This window comes from Roseibium hamelinense, from assembly GCF_007830545.1.
Classification (GTDB): domain Bacteria; phylum Pseudomonadota; class Alphaproteobacteria; order Rhizobiales; family Stappiaceae; genus Roseibium; species Roseibium hamelinense.
Genome location: NZ_VLLF01000013.1, coordinates 43,460 through 65,104, shown reverse-complemented (window position 1 = coordinate 65,104; position 21,645 = coordinate 43,460). Strand labels below are relative to the sequence as shown.

Sequence of the window (21,645 nt, the reverse complement as noted above, 5' to 3'; positions counted from 1 at the left end):
CGACTGGAAACTTGGCCAAACTGTTTCCAAGGCCGCCACATTACCAGCGTTTGCTTGCGTAATTAAGGGCTTCGCGGACGTCGAGCTGCCGGGTGGAATTGCCGCTTCTTACATAGAACGTCGAGGATTTGCCTTCTTCCATGTATACCGCGCGCGGGGCGGGCCGCACGATAACCATTGCGACGTCGTCTTCGCCGATTTTGGCAAAAACGGTGTGAATGTAAGGGCACAGGTCGCCGCCTAGAAACTTTGTCACGACATCATTGACCGACCTCTTAAAGGCATCGACATTTGGCTGTTTGAGGGTCGTCAGATCCTTGGCAAGGCCCAGGACTTGACCGTTGTCATCCACACCGATGACCAGATAGCCTCCTTCTCCGTTGAAAAAGCCGGCCACTGTCTTTGCGATAACTTTCTCAAGACCCCGGTTTACCCTGTTTTCATTGACATCCCATCGCAGCGACGATTTGAACTCGACCTTCGAGCTCTCCCCGCGCTTGATGATGTCCGGAATAAGGGCGGTCTGTTCTTCCCTTAGCGACTGGTATGCCTTTGCCGTCGTGACATAGTTGCGGGTGAAGACACCAAAGGCCGCGCCGACGAGCGCGCCGATGACGGCATAGGCAAGCGCAACGTCCATGTGGCGCGGCAATACCATAAACCAAAGCCTGGCCTGCATGAACTCCATAAAGCTCGGAGCTGTTTCCGAAAACCGCGCCAATTCGAACCAAACCACCGTCAGATTCAGCGGATGGATAAGCAAAATGCCGACAAGCGCGCCGAGGAAGAGATAGGACGCCATCATCGATACGCGGCTGGCTGCAAACGGGAGCATGGCCTCGGCCTCTGGTTTTGATGAATACGCCCGGATGAGCCGGCGTATTTAAATCCTGGTGTATCAGGCGGAGGCCGGAAGCGCCGTCTCCACCAGCTTGACCCAATAGGAGCATCCGACCGGGATCAGATCGTCATTAAAGTCATATTCGGGATGGTGCAGCCCGGCACTGTCGCCATTGCCAGCGAAAATGAATGCGCCTGGACGCTCTAAAAGCATATAGGAAAAATCCTCGCCACCCATCATTGGGTGGATGTTGGTCTCGACCTTGTCATGGCCTGCGATGCTGCGGGCAACCGTTGTGGCAAAATCGGTCTGTGCGTCATGATTTGCCGTGACCGGATACCCGCGCTGAAATTCTATGGTGGCGGTTGCTCCAAAGCTTTCCGCTATGGTGGCCGTAATTGACTTGAAACGCTTCTCCGCGAGTGCGCGCACGTCATTGTCGAGCGTTCGGATCGTCCCGCGTAGCGTTGCGGTTTGCGGGATCACGTTATAGGCGCTGCCGGCTTGGAAAACAGTGACAGACACGACAACCGCATGAAGCGGATTGGCGTTCCGGCTGGCGATGGTTTGGAGGGCGCTGACGATATGGCTGCCAGCGACGATCGGGTCGATCGTTTCGTTCGGCTTTGCCGCATGGCCACCCCGTCCGGATATCGTAACTTCAAATGTGTCTGTTGCGGCCATGATGCCGCCCTTGCGGATGGCAAACTCGCCGACCGGCAGACCGGGGTAGTTGTGCATGCCGTAGACTTCATCCATATGCCAGCGGGTCATCAGGCCGTCGTCGATCATAGCTTTCGCGCCGGCTCCGCCTTCTTCGGCTGGTTGGAAAATCACAATCACGGTCCCGTCGAAGTTGCGGGTTTCGGCGAGATATTTCGCAGCACCGAGCAGCATTGCTGTATGACCGTCATGGCCACACGCATGCATTTTGCCGGGGATCTTGGAGGCGTAGGGTTTGCCTGTCGCTTCCTCAATTGGCAGCGCGTCCATGTCCGCGCGCAGGCCAACGCTTTTGCCGGCGCCGCCATTGCGGCCCTTGATCACTCCAACCACGCCAGTTTTGCCGATGCCCGTGGTTACTTCGTCGACCCCGAAGCTCTCAAGCAGCTCAGCGACACGGGCGCTCGTGCGTACTGTATCATAAAGGGTTTCGGGGTTTTCATGGAAATCGTGACGCCAGGCCGTTACTTCCTCTGCAAATTCAGCCAGGCGATTGACGATGGGCATGCGGGTCTCCTTGGGTACGAAGCACAACACTATCCTGTATCGGGCATCGGTACCGATTGCTCAAGGTCGATCCGCAACATGCTGCTGTTTTTCGAAGGAGGAAGTCCGAAAACCGCGAAAATTGAAGGGGTATTCAATGTTTGCGGGTTGGGCCCGTGTTTTTCTTTTTGCGCGGAACAATGTAGCGCAAGGGTGCCATGAATGGGGCCGCCGGTTTTTCCGGAGGAGCAACAGTCAGGGCTTCCAAGGGATCCTTAATATCGCTGACAGAGCTGCTTTGGCGGGCCGTTGCAATTGTTTTTTCGACTGCAGCCATGCGCCGGCCGTCTGGCGTCGCTGTGCTTGCATTCGCCTGTTTTTGGATGCGGGCGATCGCGCCAAGGGTCGTTTCCATGTCCTGCAGCGTTATCGTCTCCTCGATTGGCAAGGGGTCTTCATGCCGGCGGATCGCGGAGTAAACGATGGTGTGGCACAGGACAATTACCAGTGGGAGAAGATCGATCGAAATAGCGCCGGCCCAGGAGGGAATGAAGCTCGACCAGTATTTTAGGACGGCCTCTGCAGGTGACAAAGGAACGTAGCGCGGGGTCTGCACCGCCTCTTGTGCCAAAACGGTGTCGGCGGCTTTGACCAGGATTTCCGATTGCTCCGCAAGGCTCTGTTTGATGGAGGTCACGGCCTGGCGTTGCAGATCCCGCATTGCTGCGCTTTGACCGGTTGCTACCGGAATCACGAAGCCACGGTTCAGGTTTTCTGCCGCACGCTTCACGGCGGGGGCCAGAGAGTTCTGGTTCAGTTGGGCGACGATACCCGAAACGCTGGAGGCGGCTTGTGCGAACTCTACTGCGCGGGCATCAACCTCTCCGGGCGACGACACCAATTCGCGCATAATCGTTAGGTCGCGGGTGCCTTCCTCGTACAGCAGTTCGACGTCGCTCCGCGAGTTGATGACCTGCTCTTCGAGTATCCTTAGGTTTTGTGCCGTTTGAGAAAGCAACTGGGCAACTGTTCCCGAACCGGCCCGGCCGGTCAAGGCGCCCAGGTTAAGCTCTCTGGCGGCGATTTGTTCAAAGTTGTCGGCGGCCCGTTCCAGATCCGGAAGTATGCCTTGAACGGCAAGCGCGTTTTCATAGGCGGATTTCAGGGATTCCTGATAATCTTCAACCGTTTCGGCCAGGTTCTGTTCGACAGCAGCGGATCCTGCGAGGGCTGCTGCGTTCAGCCATGAAGAGATCGCAACGATTGCGACGCAACCGATCCCCATGGCAATGCACATCTGAAATTTCGCTCGGGTGGTGGTCAGCAAAGGAAGGATGCGGAGCATATAGCTCCAAAACATATAGATGCCGATGGAAACTGCTACGGAATAGGCAATAGCCGCACTGGATACCAGGAAATTCGAGCCGTTCAGCAAGCCGCGGACACCAATATAGGTGTAAATACCGGAGGCGATCGCCAAAACGGCAAGCCCGACAATGGTGAGACTGTTCAGAGACGATACGGCTGACTTGAGTTCCCGGGACAGACTGCACCTCCCTTGGCACATTGGTCGCTTGAGGGCCGAAAACGAACCACGCTCACTTGCGCACCAGTATCGTCAGGCTTTGGTGTCAAGAGCAACACACAATCCATGATTTACGTAGGGTTTCCCCTGATCTCTTGCGTCTTCTGGTGTCTTGTCTGGGTTGATCGCCTGGTTTTTCTATTGGCGCGGCTGCAGGCGAAAAATGCTGGTCTTTTTGATCTCGCTGTCTTCCAGTGCGCCAACAATGGGTACTGAGTAACTGGCCAGTTCTTGCAGCCGGTTCTTAGGGAGGTAGCTGCGCCCAGGGTCGCCGATCAAGACGTCCGAACCGTTGCATCTTGCCCGGTCGAGAAAAGCGAGCACACGCTCCGCCATTGGTTTGTCGTAGAAAACATCGCCTGAAAACACCAGGTCCACATTTGGCGGTGGCCCGTCCAAAACGTCTGTGCGCGTGTGGATCAAGGTTACCTGGTTTAGATCGGCATTCAGGCGGCCGGCAATCTCCGCGAATGGATCAATATCTGCGCAAATGCAGCTGCGAGCGCCCGCCATCATGGCCGCAATGCCGACCAGTCCGGATCCGCTGGCAAAATCCATAACAGATTTGCCAATTACGGATGCCGGGTGATCAAGAATATACCGCGCAAGACCCTGTCCTCCCGCCCAGGCAAAAGCCCAAAAGGGCGGAGGCAGACCGAGTTCGCCAAGCTCGTCCTCCGTCTTGAGCCATAAAGACATGGCCTCGTCGGCAAGGTGCAGCCGAATCTCCTCCGCGTGCGGAACGGTTTTGATTTTTGTCTCAGATCTGATGAAGGCGGCCGGGTCGGATATCCGGCCCGAATTTCCGGCAGGCTCAGGAGTTGTGCCGTCGGCTGTCACACCTCTTCCTTTAGGTCGCCCATTTCACACACGATTTTCCATTCTTCTTCGGTGACGGGCTGCACTGAAAGGCGCATTGAGGTGACAAGTGACATGTTCGACAGCTGCGGTTCAGCTTTCACATCCGCCAAGGTCACGGGCTTGGGCATATCGCAGACGGCTTTGAAATCCACGCACTCCCAGCGCGGATCGTCTGTCGTCGTGTCCGGGTGGATTTCACTGCACACCTCGACGATGCCGACAACTTCCTTACCGATATTTGAATGGTAAAAGAATGCCCGGTCGCCGATCTCCATTTTCCGCATGTTGTTGCGGGCCTGGTAGTTTCGAATGCCGTCCCACTGTTCGCCCTCGTCGCCCTTAGCCTTTTGCTGGTCCCATGACCATTTGTCGGGCTCGGATTTGATCAGCCAGTATTGCACTTACGACGCCTCCGGGTTCTTTACCGCCCAGTTCCAAGGACGAATTTCTACGCTTTCGAACAGGCCAGCCTTAGCATACGGATCTTCCTGTGAAAACGCGAGGATCTCGTCGCGGTTGGACGCCTCTACAATGACCAGCGAACCAGTCATATTGCCGTCATCGTCCAGAAACGGTCCCGCGGCTTTCAGGCTGTCGCCAAGGCCTTTCAGGAAATCGATGTGTGCCGGACGGTTGTCCAGCCTGACTTGATGCGCGCCCGGTTTGTCGGTGCAGATGAGTGCATAAAGCATTGTCGCCCAATCCTCGCGAGAAAATGTCAGCGGTGAAACTATGTGCCCTTCAAACAGAACTCAATGGCATTCGAGCTCAAGAACTTGCCTCTGGTTTCAACGGGCGGGACATCAGGGCCGTCAGCGCTTCGTCCACGTCCAGGTCTCCGTCAATCATCCGGGAGACTGTTTCGCAGATCGGCAGGTCCACTTTGTGCCGTCTGCCGATATCCAGCGCCACTCGCGCAGAAAACGCGCCTTCCGCAAGTTTGTCACTCTGGAGCAGGAGGTCGGCCGCCTTGTGCCCTTCTCCAAGCTTTTTACCAAAGCTGAAGTTGCGTGATTGGGTTGATGAGCAGGTCAGTACCAAGTCCCCGAGACCGGACAGACCGGTGAGTGTTTCCGGTTTGGCATCCATCGCAACGCCCAATCGGGTCAATTCCGCAAATCCTCTGGCGGTCAGGGCAGCTTGTGCACTTGCGCCTAGTTTGCGGCCGGCAACAGCTCCGCAGGCAATGGCCAGAACATTTTTCAAAGCGCCGCCGATTTGCGTGCCCACCACATCGGTCGATGCGTAGGGCCGGAATGCCGGTGCAGCCAGCGCCAAGCAAAGGGCGTGGCCCAGCTCCTGGGAGTCGATCGCAATCGTAACGGCTGTCGGGAGCCCTTTAGCAACATCCTCGGCAAATGACGGGCCCGACAGAACACCCGCCGGTGTGCCGGGCAGTTCCTCCGAGACGATTTGAGACAACAGTTTGCCGGTTTGGCGTTCAAAACCTTTCGCACAAAGCAATAGCGGCATCTTAAAAGCGCCAAGCCTGGAAAGTTCCTGCAGCATAGGGCGTGTTGTTTGCGCCGGGGTGACCAACAGCACCGCATCGACCGAAACAAGATCCGTCAGGACAGTGGTCGCTTCGATTTCCTCATCAAAGGTAATCCCATGCAGATAACGAGGATTTTGCTGACGGGCCCTAATATCAGAAACGGTATTTGCATCCCGTGCCCACAAAATCGCTTTTCGCCCGGCACGTGCGGCTGTCAGGGCAAGGGCGGTTCCCCAAGCGCCGCCACCAATCACACCGACAGATTGGATCCTCTGCATCAGCGTCTCTCCTTCATTTTCTGCCGGAGTTGGGCAATCGGGGCTCCAAAGGCTGCAAAGAAAGCGGAAGGATCACTCGCTCTGGGGTCGTCAAGGGCAAGCCAGAACAGCCTGAACCGGATCGGTTCGCCGCCGACGCTTGGCGTCATCTCGAAATGCTCCCATTCTTCTGCCGGTGGCTCGGAAACAACTGCATGGAAGTGTTTACGAACGTGTTTTCCCGTGATTGGCCGTTGTAGCGTGGTAATCGGACTCGTATTGTCGTCTTGGAGACCGAACGGAAGCACCTGATCCGCAAAATGCTCGAATGCCGTGTCGAGCTTCAAACCGGTTTCTTCGCTGAATTCGCGTCGTGCGCCTTGCAAAAAACTTTCGCCCGGATCGACAGTCCCGCCTGGTACCTGAAGGCCGATTTCGGGATTGTCGGGCTCTTCAAACACGAGCAGCCGGTCCTTGCAGGTCAAGTAAACATAGGCCTTAAAATAGACGTTCATAGAAACGAATCCCACGGGCTGCCTCGGTGAAGTCCTAACAGGCCCGTCTCAAGGGGCAAAGGCTGTACAATGCAATTTCCGACAGGTTCTCAAGACACCTCGCGCGTCGCATTGCAGCATTGGTCATAAAGGCTTAAACCTTGGCGCCTTTTTTTCCAGCACCTAAAACGGCTGCTTTTGTGGCGTCCAGCGGCCAACGGGGTCTTGGGGGCAGCGCCATGTCATCAACAGGTCCCAGAACAAGCCGTTCAATCCCCGCCCATGCGATCATGGCAGCGTTATCAGTGCACAATGCCATCGGCGGCGCGATGAAATCTGCCTGTGCTGCAGCTGTTGCAGCCTGGAGCGATGTGCGGATTTCCTGATTTGCGGCAACCCCGCCCGCAACAACGAGTGTTGGCGGCACATCGGGGTGCCGTTCGCCGAAAAGCTGAAGGGCGGCTTTGGTGCGGGCTGCGAGTACATCTGCAACAGCCTTTTGAAATCCCGCGCATAAATCCGCGATTGTTTGGTCATCAATGGGTTCGAGCTTTTTGGCTTGGGTCCGCAGTGCGGTCTTTAGGCCTGCGAAGGACATGTCGAGACCGGGACGGTCCAATAATGGGCGCGGCAATTTGAATCGACCGGCATCGCCAGCAAGAGCCATGTGCTCGACGGCCGGCCCTCCTGGATAGGGCAGGCCGAGCAGTTTGGCGGTTTTGTCAAAGGCTTCGCCGATGGCGTCGTCGATGGTTGTTCCCAGCCGCTCATAATCTCCAACGCCCCGAACCAGAAGAAACTGGCTGTGCCCTCCCGAAACCAGCAGAAGCAGGAAGGGAAAAGGCAGGTCGTCGGTCAGTCTGGCGGTGAGGGCGTGGCCTTCCAGATGGTTGACGGCAATAATAGGTTTGCCCGAGGCCATGGCAATAGCCTTGGCGGTCATGAAGCCAACAATCACGCCGCCGATCAGACCGGGGCCCGCTGTCGCAGCAACCGCATCAATGTCATCCCAACCGCAGTCCGCCCTCGACAGGGCTTCGGCAATAATCCCGTCCAGAACTTTGATGTGCGCGCGGGCTGCGATTTCCGGCACCACGCCACCGAAGGCGGTGTGATCATCGATTTGCGACCGCACGACATTTGAAAGGATCTGCTTTTCTGCCGGTCCGCGCACCACAGCCGCAGCCGTTTCATCGCAGCTTGTTTCAATACCAAGCACCGTCATTTGCAATGTGGGTTCAAGCGGATTGACTGAAGTCATTGGGTTTGCTGCATTGGGCCATCTAGTGTCGGGCATTCGCTCGGTCGCATAATCGTAGTTTCTAGGCGTGCCCTTGGTGGGCCATACATCGGGATCTGTTCTCTTGCAATCAACTCCTTTGCGTATCGGAACGCGCGGCAGCGCTCTTGCCCTTGCACAAGCCCACGAGACGCGCGCGCGCCTGATGGCGGCCCACGGCCTGGCGGAAGATCAGTTCGAGATCGTCGTCATCAAAACAACCGGCGACCAAATACAAGACCGCCCCCTGTCCGAGGTTGGGGGCAAAGGCCTATTCACCAAAGAGATCGAAGAAGCACTTTTGGACAGTCGTATCGATCTTGCGGTCCATTCCTCAAAAGATATGCCGACTGTGCTACCCGACGGGCTGGCTCTTACGGCGTTCCTGCCGCGGGAAGATGTCCGGGACGCATTCATTTCGCCTAAAGCAAAAACGCTGGCCGGTCTGCCTGAAGGCGCTGTTGTGGGCTCCAGTTCGCTGCGCCGCCAGGCAATGATTAAGCGCCTGCGGCCGGACATTGATGTGGTCATGTATCGTGGCAATTTGCAGACCCGGCTCCGAAAGCTTGAAGAGGGGCAGGTTGATGCGACCTTGCTCGCCTATGCAGGGCTCAAGCGACTCGGCTTGGAAGATGTTGTGACCAGCTTGTTGGACACCACGGAATTTCTGCCCGCCGTGGGCCAAGGTGCAATCTGTATCGAGAGCCGCGTTGGAGATGAGAGAACCTTGGCGATGCTTCAAAAAATTCATGATCAAGACACGCATGTCCGGCTGGAAACCGAGCGTGCGTTCCTTGCGGTGTTGGATGGTTCCTGCCGGACGCCGATTGGCGGGCTTGCGGAAGTGGTCGGCGACACGATCCGCTTCCGCGGCACGATCCTGAAGCCGAACGGGTCGATGGTTCATGACATTGAGACACGTGGTCCAGTCTCTGACCCTGAAGGCCTTGGCCGGTCCGCGGGCGAAGCGCTCAAGGAGATGGCGGGACCGAACTTCTTGGCCTCGTGAACAAATCGATGCGGTTTCTCGTCACACGCCCGCAACCTGATTGCACGAAAACCGCAGACAACATTCGCAGTGCGGGGCATGAGGCCGACGAAGCGCCGCTCTTGGTGGAAACATCGCAGCTGCCCACCTCGTTCCAGCTTTACGGGGTTGCAGCTTTGGCAGTGACCAGCCGTCGGGTCGTTGCGTTGCTGGCCAGGCACCCGGAGTTCAATCAGCTATGTGGTCTGCCTGCGTTTGCTGTCGGCAACAGCACCGCCGAGGCTTTGCGGATTGCGGGGGTTTCAACCGTCTATACCGCCGGCAGCAATGTTGTGGCGTTGGCAGATTTGATTGTGTCTCAATCGATCAATGGCGATGTGCTTTATCCCTGCGCGCGTGACCGCGCCGGCGATCTTGAGGGCATGCTTGCAAAGCGCGGTGTGACGTGCCGGACGGTTCAGATCTATGCAATGGAAAGAGCGCCTGCGTTGCCACGGGATGTTCAAATTCGTTTGCGCGACGGACACTATACGGCCGTGTTGATCTATTCACGCAGAACCGGTTTATTCTTTAAAGAGTTATTGGAAGCGGCGGGTTTGGGATGCTGTTTGAAAAACCAGACTGTCATTGCCATGTCCGAAAATGCGGCCGGGGACCTACGAGGTGCGGGCTGCCTTAAATTTCCCGCAAAGCCGAACGAGCAAGCAATGCTCGCTTTAGCGTTAGCGGACTGTTAACCCGAAGCAGCGAGTCCATTTCTTGCGATGCGAAAAAAGACTTGCGCGGTTGCGGTATCACTTGCCTGTCGGGCGTGTATAGTAGGTTAGACAGCCCGGCATGGGCCAGGAGGAGACAAGATGGCATCGGATAAAGACCCTTCCGGAAAATCGTCAACATCTTCAGGAGCCGAGACTTCAAAATCAGCCGGTTCCGGAGGTGGCGCCAAGGGCGAGACTGCAAAAGATACAAAACCATCCTCCAGTGCGTCATCAGCTACGTCTTCAGCTGCTGCATCGGGCTCCGGCAAACGACCGGTCACCATCGACTTGAAACCTGAGAAAGTTGCGGCAAAACAGGGCGCGGCTGGTGATTCATCCGCAGCGTCCAATACGGATCAAAAATCCGCTAACAAGGATGTGAAGTCCACTGCTTCGGGCAGCAAACCGGAAACCGCTACCGCCTCCGGGTCCGCGAAGAGCGGCGCGGCTACTTCTGGAAAAACTGGCGAAGACGCCAAGAAAACCGCCTCTTCCACAAGCGATACGGCGAAACCCTCCGGCTCATCCGGGACAACGGCGAAACCCGTCGGTGGCGGGGGTGCGGCTTCCGCGACTGTGAATACATCAGCATCATCCTCAAAGACGGCTTCGGCAATTGACAAGGACGCTGGAAAACCGGCAGCGGCTTCCAGCTCGTCATCTCAGAGCCGCAGTGGGTCCAAGTCCTTTACGCCGCCGGCTTCTCCGGAAAAATCTGGATCCGGTTTTGCGGGTATGTTGGGGGCTGCGGTCTTTGGCGGGGTCGTCGTCGTGTCAGCGGCCTACGGTTTGCACGCGGCGGGTGTCTTGAAGCTGCCGGCTGGCGCGAGCGAAGAGACAAGTGCGCTTCTTCAAAGCGCAGAGACGAAAATTGCGAACCTTGAACAGCAGATTGCGGACCTGTCGCAAAACGGTGTCGCGCAGGCAGCCCAGCAGCGTGTTGCGGAACTTGAAACCCGCTTAAGTGGCCTTGAGGGAACTGTTGCCAATGCAGTTTCCGGCAGCGACAGTTCCGGGGCGGCAGATACCAGCTCTGCACTTGAAGCGCTGAAAAGTGATGTCGCGTCGCTGACAACCCGTATTGATGACGTTGCAAGCCAGCTGGGTGCAGAGGGCGGTGCGGCATCAGGCGGTGGGGCCGCTGTTTCAGCTGATGCACTTGCCGGTTTGGAAAGCAAGGTGGCCGGGATTGAGACAAACCTTAACGCGGCGACCGAAACGGCATCGTCAGCGCAGCAGTCGGTCACGTCCCTGCAAAATGATATGAATGCGCTACAGAGCAAGGTCGAGAATGCCGAGGCCACCGCAAAGGCAGCGCAAACGGCAGTGGCAACCTCCGACACCTCGTTGAAAACGTTGGCCGACAGCCAGGCTCGTGCAAGCGATACTCTCGCCAGCCTATCGTCCGATATTCAAACAATGGCGCAAACGCAGTCAGCGTCTCTCGCTGAAATCAAGAGCGAGCTTGCCGCCATGTCCGCGCGTATAGCGACCGTTGAAAGCACGATGGGCGATGCCACTGCTCGAGAAGTGGCAGCCCGGGCGCTTTCCGTGTCGGCTTTGAAATCCGCTGTCGATTCCGGTCGGCCCTATCAGACGGAATTGGCAGCCGTGAAGGCCGGCTTGCCGGCTGATACGGATCTTGCAGCGCTGGAGGCTCATGCGGAAAACGGGATTGCGCCGGTTTCGGTGTTGATCGCCGAGTTCCCGGGAGTGGCGCGGAAGATGTTTGGAACATTTGCCCAGCCAGAGCAGTCCGGTGATCTGCTCGACAGTTTTCTTGCCAGCGCAAAATCGATTGTTTCCGTGCGCGGCCCGGGCGATGCGGATGGCTCCGGACCTGCTGCAACCTTGCGGCGCATGGAGAACGCGGTCTCAAATGGAAACCTGAGTGCAGCGCTCACCGCCTATCAGGAATTGCCTGCTGCCGCACAAGCTGCGGGGAGTGACTGGGCGGCCCGGGCGAAGGCGCGGGTTGAAGTCGATGGGCTGACCGAAAAGGCCTCGCAGGAAGTCTTGTCCGAGCTTGCACGCAAGGACAGCTGAACCAGTTCCGGCATCGTTATGGGTGCTGGATCGCATGGAAAAACGGCCTCGTGCCGGAAGATTGTGACGGAGCGTAGGAAATGATCCGCGTCCTTTTGTTCTTTGCCCTTTTGTTCCTGCTTGCCTTGGGCTTTGCATGGATGGCGGACCTGCCTGGCGTAATTTCGGTGAGTTGGCAGGGCTATGTGTGGGAACAGCCGCCCGTGGTCGTCGCAATCGTGGCCGGCATTTTGCTGTTCGTCTTTCTCCTGGCGGTCTGGTTGATTTCCGCCATTCTACGGTCTCCCAAGATCGCTACGCGCTTCTTTCGGCGCCGCCGGCGAGACAAAGGGTACGAGGCGCTGTCTCATGGGCTCATTGCTCTGGGCACCGGAAACGCGAAACTTGCCCGCCGCTACGGGCTTGACGCTGAAAAGCTTCTCAAAGGTGAGCCTGCGGCGAAACTGCTCCTCGCTCAGACCGCTCAGCTTGCCGGACGAAATGATGAGGCCCGGGCATTGTTTGAGAGCATGCTGGACGAGCCTGAAACGCGCGCGCTCGGCCTCCATGGGCTGTTTATTGAAGCCGAACAACAGAACGAACCGGTTGCCGCGCGCCACTATGCTGAAGAAGCTGCCAAGACCCAGCCGGGTCTGGAATGGGCCGGAAAAGCCGTTCTGGGCTACCAGGCGATTGCCAGCCACTGGGACCAGGCACTCACGACTCTCGAGCGCAATTACAGCGCAAAGCTACTCGATAAGAAAACCTACCGGCGCCAGCGTGCAGTGATTTTAACGGCCCTCGCTGAAAAGCTGGAGGATCAGGAGCCTGAACGGTCTTTCTCGCTCGCCAAGGAGGCGCATGGCCTGGCGCAGGATTTGGTTCCTGCTGCGGTTATCACCTCAAGGCTTGCGACGCGGCGTGGCGATGTGCGTAAAGCTTCTAAAGTTGTCGAGACGACATGGCGCCTCGCGCCGCATCCCGATTTGGCTGACGCTTATGCTCATGTCCGGACCGGGGATTCCGCCGTCGACCGCCTGAAGCGGGTGAAGTCGCTTGCCGCTCAGCGGGCAAACACCTCGGTTGGTGCTTTGGCAGTTGCGCGGGCGGCGATGGAGGCCCGCGAATTTACGGAGGCGCGTGAACAGCTCAAGAAAGTCCTTCAAAGTGACCCGACCCGCGGAGCTTTCCTGCTGATGGCTGAGCTTGAAGAAGCCGAGCATGGAGATGTGGGTCGTATGCGTGATTGGTTGGCGCGTGCTGTCCGTGCGCCGCTTGACAAAGCCTGGGTTGCCGATGGCATCGTGTCCTCCGAGTGGCGGGCGGTTTCGCCGGTGACTGGCCAACTTGATGTGTTTGAATGGACCACGCCCAATCAGTTGCCCGGTCAAGAAGATGGTCAAATGATCGAAGACAGCCTGTTCGAAGCGCCGGTTTTGCCAGCAGGGGCAGGCGATGGCGCCGCGGATCAAACTGCAGATGCACCGAACACTTCCGGCGAAGAGCCGGCGCCAAAGGTTCATATGAAAGAAATCAATCCGCGCCCGCCCGAGGCAGCTGATACATCTGCGGAAAAGGCTGCGCAGACCGGCAAGGACGACCCGGCGGTGGCAGCTGGGCCTCACACGAAACCAGGCGGTTACGAGGGGACGACGGACGATATCCATCATGCGCCAGCGCCGGCGAAGTTGCCGGACACGCACGCGGATGCTGCTACAGGTGCTGAAACGCCAAAGGGGGCGAGCCCTGAAAAAACCGTTGACGTTCCAGAAGGCGAAACTTCCGAACCGGAACAGAGCGCCGCGGCAGCGGGGTCCTTGAAAGACAAGGTGACGCCTGATGCTTCTGAACAATTGGTAGGCGCGGCGCCGGTTGAACGCGGTCGAAACACAACACCTTCAGCTGGTGAAACGAGCGCGCCCGAGGAGCCGTCCGGTGCGGGGCCTGAGACCTCGACCGGACAACAAAACACCCAGGACACCGGTAAAAACGGACAAGGAAAAGCAGCGTCTACCGCAGAGGAAACCGATCTCGACAAACCAATCGAATTTCCGTTTAACCGGATGCCTGATGATCCGGGACCGGCCGATGACGAAGACGATTCCAAAAAAACGCAGTCTAAATTTTTCAATTGAAGCGGCGGCCAACCTGCCGTTTCACGTCCCTTCAGCCAAACATTGAACGAAATCTTGGTGGCGGGCTGACGGGGCAGGCTATCACGGATCAGAAATACGCTTGCATCGAACGCGCCTGTCCGGTAATTAGCCGTCCATTCCGGGTGCTGAGCACCCAAATGCGCCCGACTTTTGGGCGGGAAGCCGCTGTAGCTCAGTTGGTAGAGCACGTCATTCGTAATGATGGGGTCGTAGGTTCGAGTCCTATCAGCGGCACCATTTAAGCTTGAGCGTTTCGCTTTTCAGCCATTTTCGCCCCGCCCTTCAAGGCATTGCCGCTTGTCAGCGGGTAGACCTATGACGACAAGCTTTCACCCCACTGCCCCCAAAAAACTTCCGTAATTGCGGAGAAAGTATGCAGCGCATGTGCCGCATATTAAAAGGCCGTTGTTCTCACTTGTAAAGACGAAGCGGTGTTCCTCTGCTATGTGAAGACTTACTTAAAACATTTCATTGTAAGAAACACGGCAATAGTAGCTGAAGACGTAGCCGGGATAGGGGGACGCGTGTTTAGGACGCGCCAGGGGAAATGCGCCAATGTTGCATAAAATGATCCGGGTCTTGATCGCTGATGACAGTGCGATCGCGCGGGATGTGGTCCGCGCCGGCATCAAAACGCATCAGTCGAAGCGGTATTTTGAAATCGATGTCGTACCCGACGGCCAGCAAGCCCTGGATGTGCTTCACAAGAAGCAGATCGATATCGCTTTCATTGATATCAACATGCCTGGCCTGTCCGGACCCGAAGTCATTTCTGCGATGAAAGAGACCAAGTCGAATGGCTGCTTGGCAATCGCAATGTCCAGCGACATGAACGAAAAGGCCCGCGCGATTTTCACCGAGTTCGGCGCCTATCACTTTCTGAAGAAGCCGTTTCATCAAGAAGACGTTGCCGGGATCGTTTCATCTTACATAACCATGACTGAGGGATATCCGATCCTCATCGTGGACGATTCCACGACCATGCGGAAACTGACCCGAAAGATCCTTGAAAACAGCCGGTTTAATTTCGATATCTCAGAGGCAGACAGTGCTGCTGCAGCTTTAAAAATGGTATCGACTGGAAAGTTCCGCATCGTACTGACCGATTTCCATATGCCGGATGTCGACGGTTTGGAACTAGCCGGTGCCATCCGAGATCAGTCCAGCAAGATTTCGATCTACATGATGTCAACAAACGACACGACCTACCTGGAGCGGTCAGCTGCATTTATCGGCATCACCGGATTTTTGAAAAAGCCGTTCACGGCACAGGACATTGATACGGTCATGCACAAGCTGCTTGGGCTCGATGACCCAAATTTCGGCAAAGTGCGCGACTTGTTCAGCTTTTTCGAACGGGAGCGCAAGGCGTCCTAAGCGCCGCAGGTCATTTGGGACGCATCCAATGGCGTGTAGTCCGCCCTCTCACAGCTTGAGCGGGCTGGCCATCAGCTTCGCACAAGCATCTTTTGAAACGGTTAGTAACAGTATGACCGCGCCTTCCGCTTGACCTGTCCCTGCGAAATGATTCCAATAAGGGTGAAGTGGTTTCTCGGTTCGAATCACGAAGACCGGCTGCGAAAACATGCTCCTTGGCAAATCGGCAAAAATTGAAGTTGTCCGGCGCATTCTGCCGGCATTTCTTGGCGTCTTGAGTGTGATCGGGATGGCCAGCTTCATGGCGCCGATCAGTGGGCTGCTCTGCCTTGTCGCCGGTGCAGGGATCTACGCGGCCTTGCCAAGGCCGAGCCTGCCAAGCGGCGCGATCAAGCCCGAACCATCACCGCCGACAGTCGTGACCGATATAGGCGGCTTTCTTTTGTGTGTTCCGCTATTCTCCATTGTGGTGCTTGGCATGGCCAATGCAAACGGGCCCATGGGTTGGTTCTTTCTGCTCTTGCTGGTACCTGCATGCGCGTCCTTGATGATCTTCCTAATTGCCATTCGTCAGGAAACTTCATGGGTTCGCTTTTTTGGAAACGGTTTCGAGTTTGCTTTGTTGGGTCTCAAAACCCGCGTCCGCTACGTCGACCTTGCAGATGTGAAAGTTAAGCATTGGGTCGCCAAAGGAGGGTTTGGACGGTTTTTGGGGCTTCTCGGTCTGGCGCAGCGGTCCAATGTGGCACTTCTTGGGCCCGCAAATCAGACCAAAACGTTGGTATTCACTCGCAAAGACGGATCACAATTCACGATTTCATCCGAGCTGATCCCTGATCTGCAGCGGATTCTCGTCGGCATGGACCGGGCGGGCGTGGAGTTGCCCAAGGGTATCAGCGAGCGCCAGCGCAAGAAAATTCGAAAAATGCGTGAGCGGATGTATGGCGCGGATGAAGAAGATACGCCCCAGATCGAACAGCAGCAGGTCGCCCGCATTGCAGCCCTTATTGAGCACGCCCGGAGGCACTAAGTTACCTGTTGGCTTGCATTGGCACTCTCAGTCCAAGCAGGCGTTCTTTTTTCGAAAAACGCGGACACACCTTCCTTAGCGTCCGCAGTTTCCCAAGCGTTGGCAAGCTGCTCAATCGTGCTGTCAATAACTTCGTTTGAGATCTGCGGACCAAGCGACCGGGCCAGGCGTTTTGAGGCAGCAACGGCCGCTGGTGATGCTGCGAAATACGGTTCTGTTTCTGCCTCTACGGCACCATCCAGTTCTTCGGCGCGAACCACGCGCGCGACAAGATCAAGGTTCCGAGCTTCTGCCGCATCAAAAACACGAGCGGACATGAAAACGCGTCGAGCCTTGCCTTCGCCCATTCTGGCTAGAACATAGGGGCTGATCGTCGCGGGGATCAGCCCGAGGCGAACCTCCGTCAGGCCAAATTTGGCGGTATCGACGGCTACGACGGTGTCGCAGACACTCAACAATCCAACCCCGCCGCCAAATGCCTGGCCTTGAACCTTGCCGATGAGGGGTTTCGGCAGCTCGTTAAGCGTTTTTAGCATCATGGCAAGCTTGCGGGCCTCGTGCATCCGTGTCGCCCGATCCGCAACAAATTGTTCGCGCATCCAGCCAAGATCGCCACCTGCACAAAAGCTCTTTCCACTGCCGGTGAGGATCACAACTCGTACGGATGCATCCTCGGCGAGGAATGAAGCTGCGGCGGTGAGCTCTTCAATCATCTGGGCTGACATAGCATTGTGTTTGTCCGGACGGTTGAGGGTCAGGGCCGCAACACCGCGCTTGTCTACAGCCAGGTGAATGGTTTCGAACGTCATGCGCTTGCTCCCCTCAATGACCGTGCAAAGGCGGCAGCATCTTTCAGCTTGTCCATGTCGAGCCCCGTTTCAAATCCCTTGTCTGAAAGCAAAGCCGCCACGGCTTCGGTTGCCACGTTACCTTTTGCGCCTGGGGCATAAGGACATCCGCCAAGACCACCTACGGCGCTGTCAAACGTCCGTAGGCCCTTGTCGAGGCTGATCTCAATGTTTTCCAGCGCACGGCCCTTCGTGTCATGAAAATGGCCGGCCAGCTTTTCTGCCGGCAGATCACCCAACACAGTATCCAGCATCTTGCCAATCGTCTCGGGGGTTCCGGCGCCAATCGTGTCACCAAGCGAAATCTCGTAGCAGCCAAGATCAAAAAGTGTTTTTGCCACTTCAGCGACCTTGGCCGGTGAAGTAGCGCCATCATACGGGCAATCAGTTACACAGGAGACATATCCACGCACCGGGATGGCATCCTTTTGCGCTTTTTCGATCAGTGGCTTGAAGCGTTCAATGCTTTCCGCAACAGAGCAGTTGATGTTCTTACGAGAAAACCCTTCGGAGGCGGACCCAAAAATTGCGACCTCATCAGCAGAGACGCGAACCGCAGCGCCGTACCCTTTAACGTTGGGTGTTAGCACCGAATAAGTGACTGCGGGATGGCGGTAAATGCCTTCCATGACTTCCTGCGCGTCGGCCATTTGCGGAACCCATTTGGGGCTCACGAAACTTGTGACTTCAATTTTTCGGAAGCCGCATCCCGACAACCGGTCCACCAATTCGATCTTCTGTCCTGTCGGAACAAAATTCGTCTCGTTCTGCAGCCCATCTCTTGGCCCCATCTCGAATATGGTCACAAATTCGGACATTTAGCCGTCTTTCCTTTCTGCGGCGGCCTGGGCTCGCAACTCCTTGCGGATTACTTTGCCCGTCGTGGTCATTGGCAGCGAGTCTACAAAAGCCACTTCGCGTGGATACTCATGTGCTGCCAGACGGGTTTTGACGAACTCCGCGATCTCATTGGCCAGCGCATCACTTGGTTCAAAGCCCGTTTTCAACACAATAAATGCCTTAACGATTTCGGTACGCTGAGAGTCCGGCTTGCCGACAACACCGGCCATGGCAACAGCGGGATGTTTGAGAAGGCAGTCTTCGATTTCGCCGGGCCCGATGCGGTATCCGGAAGAGGTAATGACGTCGTCGTCCCGGCCAACGAAGCGGATCCAGCCGTCCTTGGACAGAACCCCGGTGTCCCCGGTCAACAGCCAATCGCCAGCAAACTTTTTGGCAGTTGCCTCCGGATTGTTCCAATAACTCAGGAACATAACCGGGTCCGGGCTTTTCACGGCAATGTTGCCAAAGGCCCCGTTGGGCAGAAGGGTTCCGCTATCATCTACAATTGCCACGGTATGGCCGGGCACCGACCGGCCCATAATCCCCGGCCGGGGCGGCATGATTGCCGCGCAACTGGAGACGATCATGTTGCATTCAGTTTGACCGTAAAACTCGTTGATGGTGACACCGAATACTTTTTGGCCCCATTCAATCAGCTCGGCACCAAGAGTTTCACCTCCAGAGGCAACGGACCTTAAATTCAGCTGCCAGCTGTCTGTAGACGCGTCGGTCTGGCGCATCATCTTGAGTGCTGTTGGTGGGAGAAACGTGTTCCGGATTTTGTAATCATGCAGCAATTTGAAGGCCGCATCCGCTGTAAACTTCTTAAACCGGCAGGCAACAACCGGGACCCCGAGATAAAGTGCCGGCATCAACACATCGAGCAATCCGCCAATCCAGGCCCAGTCTGCAGGGGTCCAGATTTTGTCGCCCGGCTGGCCAAGGAAGTCGTGGCTCATCTCCACTCCAGGCAGATGGCCAAGCAGCACCCGGTGGCCATGAAGAGCCCCCTTGGGCTGACCTGTGGTTCCGGATGTGTAGATGATTAGGGCGGGATCATCCGGCCCGCTGTCGAAAGGCTCAAAGACAGATTCGTGACCGAAAAGGCATGTCATCAGATCTTCGGCGCCGGCCGTATCACCCTCTACTGTAAAGACGGAGGTGAGGTGCGGCAGCTCGCTTCTGATCCGGCGTAGTTTTTCAGCGCCGCTATTGTCAGTGATCACAGCTTTGGTGCCCGAATCCTTGAGCCGATAAGCAAGGGCTTCGTCGCCGAATAGCGTGAAAAGCGGAATTGTGATCGCCCCGAGCTTCAAGGCGGCGATATGGGCAAAGGCTGTTTCCGGCCGCTGAGGCAGCAGAACCCCAATCCGGTCGCCGGGCTGAACCCCCCGGCTTTGCAGAAGATTTGCAAGCTGGTTCGATAAACGCTGCAAGTCACCATAGGTGTAGACTGTGGCCGGACCGTCCTGTTCGGCGTAAATCAGTGCTTCGCGATCCGGTGCTTTCTTTGCCCAGTCGTCGCAGATTGCCACGCCGATATTAAAACGTTCCGGTATCTGCCAGTCGAACCGTTGCTGGAGCTCGTCATATGTCGAAGCCTCAGGCAGCCGCATCGCCTTCCTCCGCAAGAGTCAACAGCACGGTGCCATCCGTTACTTGCTCGCCAGCCTTTACAAGCGTCTCTCCAATGACACCATCGCGCGGCGCCCGCAGGGTGTGTTCCATTTTCATGGCTTCCAGAACGACAAGCACATCGCCTTTCGAAACGTTCTTTCCCGGTTCCCCGTTCAGGACCTTTACTAGACCAGGCATCGGGGCAATCAGCTGATCCCCGGCGCCAGCTGCGTCATCATCAGAACTAAGCCGGTCCGGGAGGCCAATTTCAAAAGCATGACCACCGGTAAAGACGGTGACGGTATTTTGAGACAGAACGACGGCTCCTGAGGCCCGGTGGCCGTCTCGTTCATACACGATGCGCGCACCATCCATGCTGATGATGTTATAGCGAGCCTGTCCGCTTCGAAGATGAACATCGAAGTGGTTCTTGCCGCGTACATGGACTTCGATGTCCAAGCGCTCCTCATCGATCTCCAAATAAGCAAATTGCCGTGAGGCACTCCAGATCCGCCAGCCCTTCAACGTTTCGAAAGGATCATTTCCGTTAGCTTCTTCGGTTAGGCCAAGCGCCGTAATGGCTGCCAGCGCAATGCCATCTTCGGGAAGTTCGGGTTCGGCAACCAGGTTGTCGAGGTCACGGTCGATTAGACCCGTATCGACATCGCCATTCGAAAACCCAGTATGCCGGCACAGGGCTGCCAGGAAGCCGGCATTGGTGACGCAACCGGCAACCTCGGTCTTCTCGAGACTGGCCAGCAGCTTTCCAAGGGCCGCCTCACGGGTTGGTCCATGAACGATGATTTTCGCGATCATCGGATCATAATACGGGCTGATACTGTCGCCCGGACGTACTCCGCTGTCGACGCGTGCGGTGTCTTCCGGCAGGTGCAGATGCGAAAGCGTGCCTATGGCCGGCAGGAATCCCTTCGGCACATCCTCCGCGTAAAGACGGGCTTCAAATGCCCAGCCATTGAATGAAAGGTCCGCCTGGGTTTTTGGAAGCGGCTTACCCGCCGCGACGAGCAGCTGCCACGCAACAAGATCCACACCTGTGATGAGTTCGGTGACAGGGTGTTCCACCTGAAGGCGGGTGTTCATTTCCATCAAATAGAAACGGTCGGCACGGAGCCCTTCTGAAACGTCCGCTATGAACTCGATGGTTCCGGCGCCGGAGTAATCGATTGCTTTTGCGGCCTTGACTGCGGCCTCGCCCATGGTCTGGCGCATGGCTTCCGGCATGCCTGGCGCAGGCGCTTCTTCAATAACTTTCTGATGCCGGCGTTGGAGCGAGCAATCGCGCTCGAACAGGTGAACGGCATTGCCATGAGTGTCGCCGAAAACCTGGATTTCGATGTGCCGTGGTTTTGTGAGGTATTTTTCAATCAACACACGGCCGTCGCCGAAGCTGGCTTCGCCCTCACGTTGAGCGCCTTGCAGGGCGTCGTCAAAGTCCTCGGCGGCATCCACGCGTCTCATGCCTTTGCCGCCGCCGCCGGCGCGGGCCTTGATCAGGACCGGATAACCGATGGCAGCGGCCTGTTCTTTCAAAAATGCCGGGTCTTGATTGTCTCCGTGATAGCCGGGGACAACAGGGACACCAGCTTTTTCCATCAAGGCCTTCGCGGCATCCTTCAAACCCATCGCTCGGATTGAGTTTGCGCTCGGGCCAATGAACGCAATGCCAGCCTTTTCCAGCGCTTCAACAAACTCCGGGTTTTCGGATAGAAATCCATAGCCCGGATGAACAGCTTCGGCCCCACTGATTTTACAGGCCTCGATAATTCGATCGGTTTTCAGATAGCTTTCCGATACGGGGGAAGGGCCGACGCGAAAAGCTTCGTCAGCCATGGCAACATGCTTCGCGCCAGCATCCGCGTCGGAATAGATTGCCACCGTCCTTATGCCAAGCTTTTGCGCGGTTTCCATGACCCGGCAGGCGATTTCGCCGCGATTGGCGATGAGGATCTTTTTGAACATGT

General features: G+C 56.7%; 19 protein-coding genes and 1 tRNA gene. 7 read left to right on the top strand and 13 right to left on the bottom strand.

The window, feature by feature from the left end; translation table 11 throughout:
* Positions 1-40 precede the first annotated feature (40 nt).
* The 9 genes from JM93_RS20840 to tsaD all read right to left on the bottom strand — a co-directional run bounded on the left by JM93_RS20840 (position 41) and on the right by tsaD (position 7,967).
* Positions 41-835, bottom strand: coding sequence for an AlbA family DNA-binding domain-containing protein (locus tag JM93_RS20840; protein ID WP_145347485.1), 795 nt, complete (start codon positions 833-835; stop codon positions 41-43).
* Between the two features lie 63 nt (positions 836-898).
* On the bottom strand, positions 899-2,071 hold the full coding sequence (locus tag JM93_RS20835) for a M20 aminoacylase family protein (protein WP_145347483.1): 1,173 nt from the start codon (positions 2,069-2,071) through the stop codon (positions 899-901).
* Between the two features lie 133 nt (positions 2,072-2,204).
* A complete protein-coding gene (locus JM93_RS20830; protein ID WP_145347481.1) occupies positions 2,205-3,617 on the bottom strand; it encodes a hypothetical protein in 1,413 nt (470 codons plus the stop codon).
* A gap of 156 nt (positions 3,618-3,773) precedes the next feature.
* A complete protein-coding gene (locus tag JM93_RS20825) occupies positions 3,774-4,475 on the bottom strand; it encodes a class I SAM-dependent methyltransferase (protein WP_145347479.1) in 702 nt (233 codons plus the stop codon).
* The gene (locus JM93_RS20820) at positions 4,472-4,897 is read right to left on the bottom strand and encodes an EVE domain-containing protein (RefSeq protein WP_145347477.1); all 426 of its coding nucleotides are present in this window, start codon (positions 4,895-4,897) and stop codon (positions 4,472-4,474) included. The genes JM93_RS20825 and JM93_RS20820 overlap by 4 nt, the downstream gene beginning before the upstream one ends.
* Positions 4,898-5,188, bottom strand: a complete 291-nt coding sequence (locus tag JM93_RS20815; protein ID WP_145347475.1) for a YciI-like protein — start codon at positions 5,186-5,188, stop codon at positions 4,898-4,900.
* A 76-nt stretch (positions 5,189-5,264) separates the two neighbouring features.
* Positions 5,265-6,269 carry an NAD(P)H-dependent glycerol-3-phosphate dehydrogenase gene (locus JM93_RS20810; protein ID WP_145347473.1) on the bottom strand — a complete coding sequence of 335 codons (1,005 nt, stop codon included), beginning with the start codon at positions 6,267-6,269 and terminating at the stop codon, positions 5,265-5,267.
* The gene (locus JM93_RS20805) at positions 6,269-6,763 is read right to left on the bottom strand and encodes an NUDIX hydrolase (protein ID WP_145347471.1); all 495 of its coding nucleotides are present in this window, start codon (positions 6,761-6,763) and stop codon (positions 6,269-6,271) included. The genes JM93_RS20810 and JM93_RS20805 overlap by 1 nt, the downstream gene beginning before the upstream one ends.
* Before the next feature lie 133 nt (positions 6,764-6,896).
* A complete protein-coding gene (tsaD, locus tag JM93_RS20800; RefSeq protein ID WP_145347539.1) occupies positions 6,897-7,967 on the bottom strand; it encodes a tRNA (adenosine(37)-N6)-threonylcarbamoyltransferase complex transferase subunit TsaD in 1,071 nt (356 codons plus the stop codon).
* Between the two features lie 139 nt (positions 7,968-8,106).
* Here tsaD and hemC point away from each other — a divergent pair, with 139 nt between their 5' ends.
* The 7 genes from hemC to JM93_RS20765 all read left to right on the top strand — a co-directional run bounded on the left by hemC (position 8,107) and on the right by JM93_RS20765 (position 16,355).
* Positions 8,107-9,030 carry a hydroxymethylbilane synthase gene (gene hemC, locus JM93_RS20795; RefSeq protein ID WP_145347469.1) on the top strand — a complete coding sequence of 308 codons (924 nt, stop codon included), beginning with the start codon at positions 8,107-8,109 and terminating at the stop codon, positions 9,028-9,030.
* 8 nt (positions 9,031-9,038) lie between these two features.
* On the top strand, positions 9,039-9,746 hold the full coding sequence (locus JM93_RS20790; RefSeq protein WP_145347467.1) for a uroporphyrinogen-III synthase: 708 nt from the start codon (positions 9,039-9,041) through the stop codon (positions 9,744-9,746).
* A 120-nt stretch (positions 9,747-9,866) separates the two neighbouring features.
* A complete protein-coding gene (locus tag JM93_RS20785) occupies positions 9,867-11,813 on the top strand; it encodes a COG4223 family protein (protein ID WP_208995379.1) in 1,947 nt (648 codons plus the stop codon).
* Positions 11,814-11,893: 80 nt separating this feature from the next.
* The gene (locus tag JM93_RS20780; protein ID WP_145347465.1) at positions 11,894-13,927 is read left to right on the top strand and encodes a heme biosynthesis HemY N-terminal domain-containing protein; all 2,034 of its coding nucleotides are present in this window, start codon (positions 11,894-11,896) and stop codon (positions 13,925-13,927) included.
* 182 nt (positions 13,928-14,109) lie between these two features.
* Positions 14,110-14,185 (top strand) — tRNA-Thr (locus JM93_RS20775).
* Between the two features lie 318 nt (positions 14,186-14,503).
* The gene (locus JM93_RS20770) at positions 14,504-15,325 is read left to right on the top strand and encodes a response regulator (protein ID WP_208995377.1); all 822 of its coding nucleotides are present in this window, start codon (positions 14,504-14,506) and stop codon (positions 15,323-15,325) included.
* Between the two features lie 208 nt (positions 15,326-15,533).
* Complete coding sequence (locus tag JM93_RS20765; RefSeq protein ID WP_208995375.1) at positions 15,534-16,355, top strand: hypothetical protein; 822 nt, start codon at positions 15,534-15,536, stop codon at positions 16,353-16,355.
* Here the strand turns inward: JM93_RS20765 and JM93_RS20760 are convergent.
* Genes JM93_RS20760 through JM93_RS20745 form a run of 4 tightly spaced genes read right to left on the bottom strand, consistent with a single transcriptional unit; the run spans position 16,352 to position 21,643 of the window.
* A complete protein-coding gene (locus JM93_RS20760) occupies positions 16,352-17,164 on the bottom strand; it encodes a crotonase/enoyl-CoA hydratase family protein (RefSeq protein WP_145347463.1) in 813 nt (270 codons plus the stop codon). The genes JM93_RS20765 and JM93_RS20760 overlap by 4 nt on opposite strands.
* Positions 17,161-18,021, bottom strand: a complete 861-nt coding sequence (locus JM93_RS20755) for a hydroxymethylglutaryl-CoA lyase (protein ID WP_145347461.1) — start codon at positions 18,019-18,021, stop codon at positions 17,161-17,163. The genes JM93_RS20760 and JM93_RS20755 overlap by 4 nt, the downstream gene beginning before the upstream one ends.
* Positions 18,022-19,662, bottom strand: coding sequence for an acyl-CoA synthetase (locus JM93_RS20750; protein WP_145347459.1), 1,641 nt, complete (start codon positions 19,660-19,662; stop codon positions 18,022-18,024).
* On the bottom strand, positions 19,649-21,643 hold the full coding sequence (locus JM93_RS20745) for an acetyl/propionyl/methylcrotonyl-CoA carboxylase subunit alpha (protein WP_145347457.1): 1,995 nt from the start codon (positions 21,641-21,643) through the stop codon (positions 19,649-19,651). The genes JM93_RS20750 and JM93_RS20745 overlap by 14 nt, the downstream gene beginning before the upstream one ends.
* Positions 21,644-21,645: the final 2 nt, after the last annotated feature.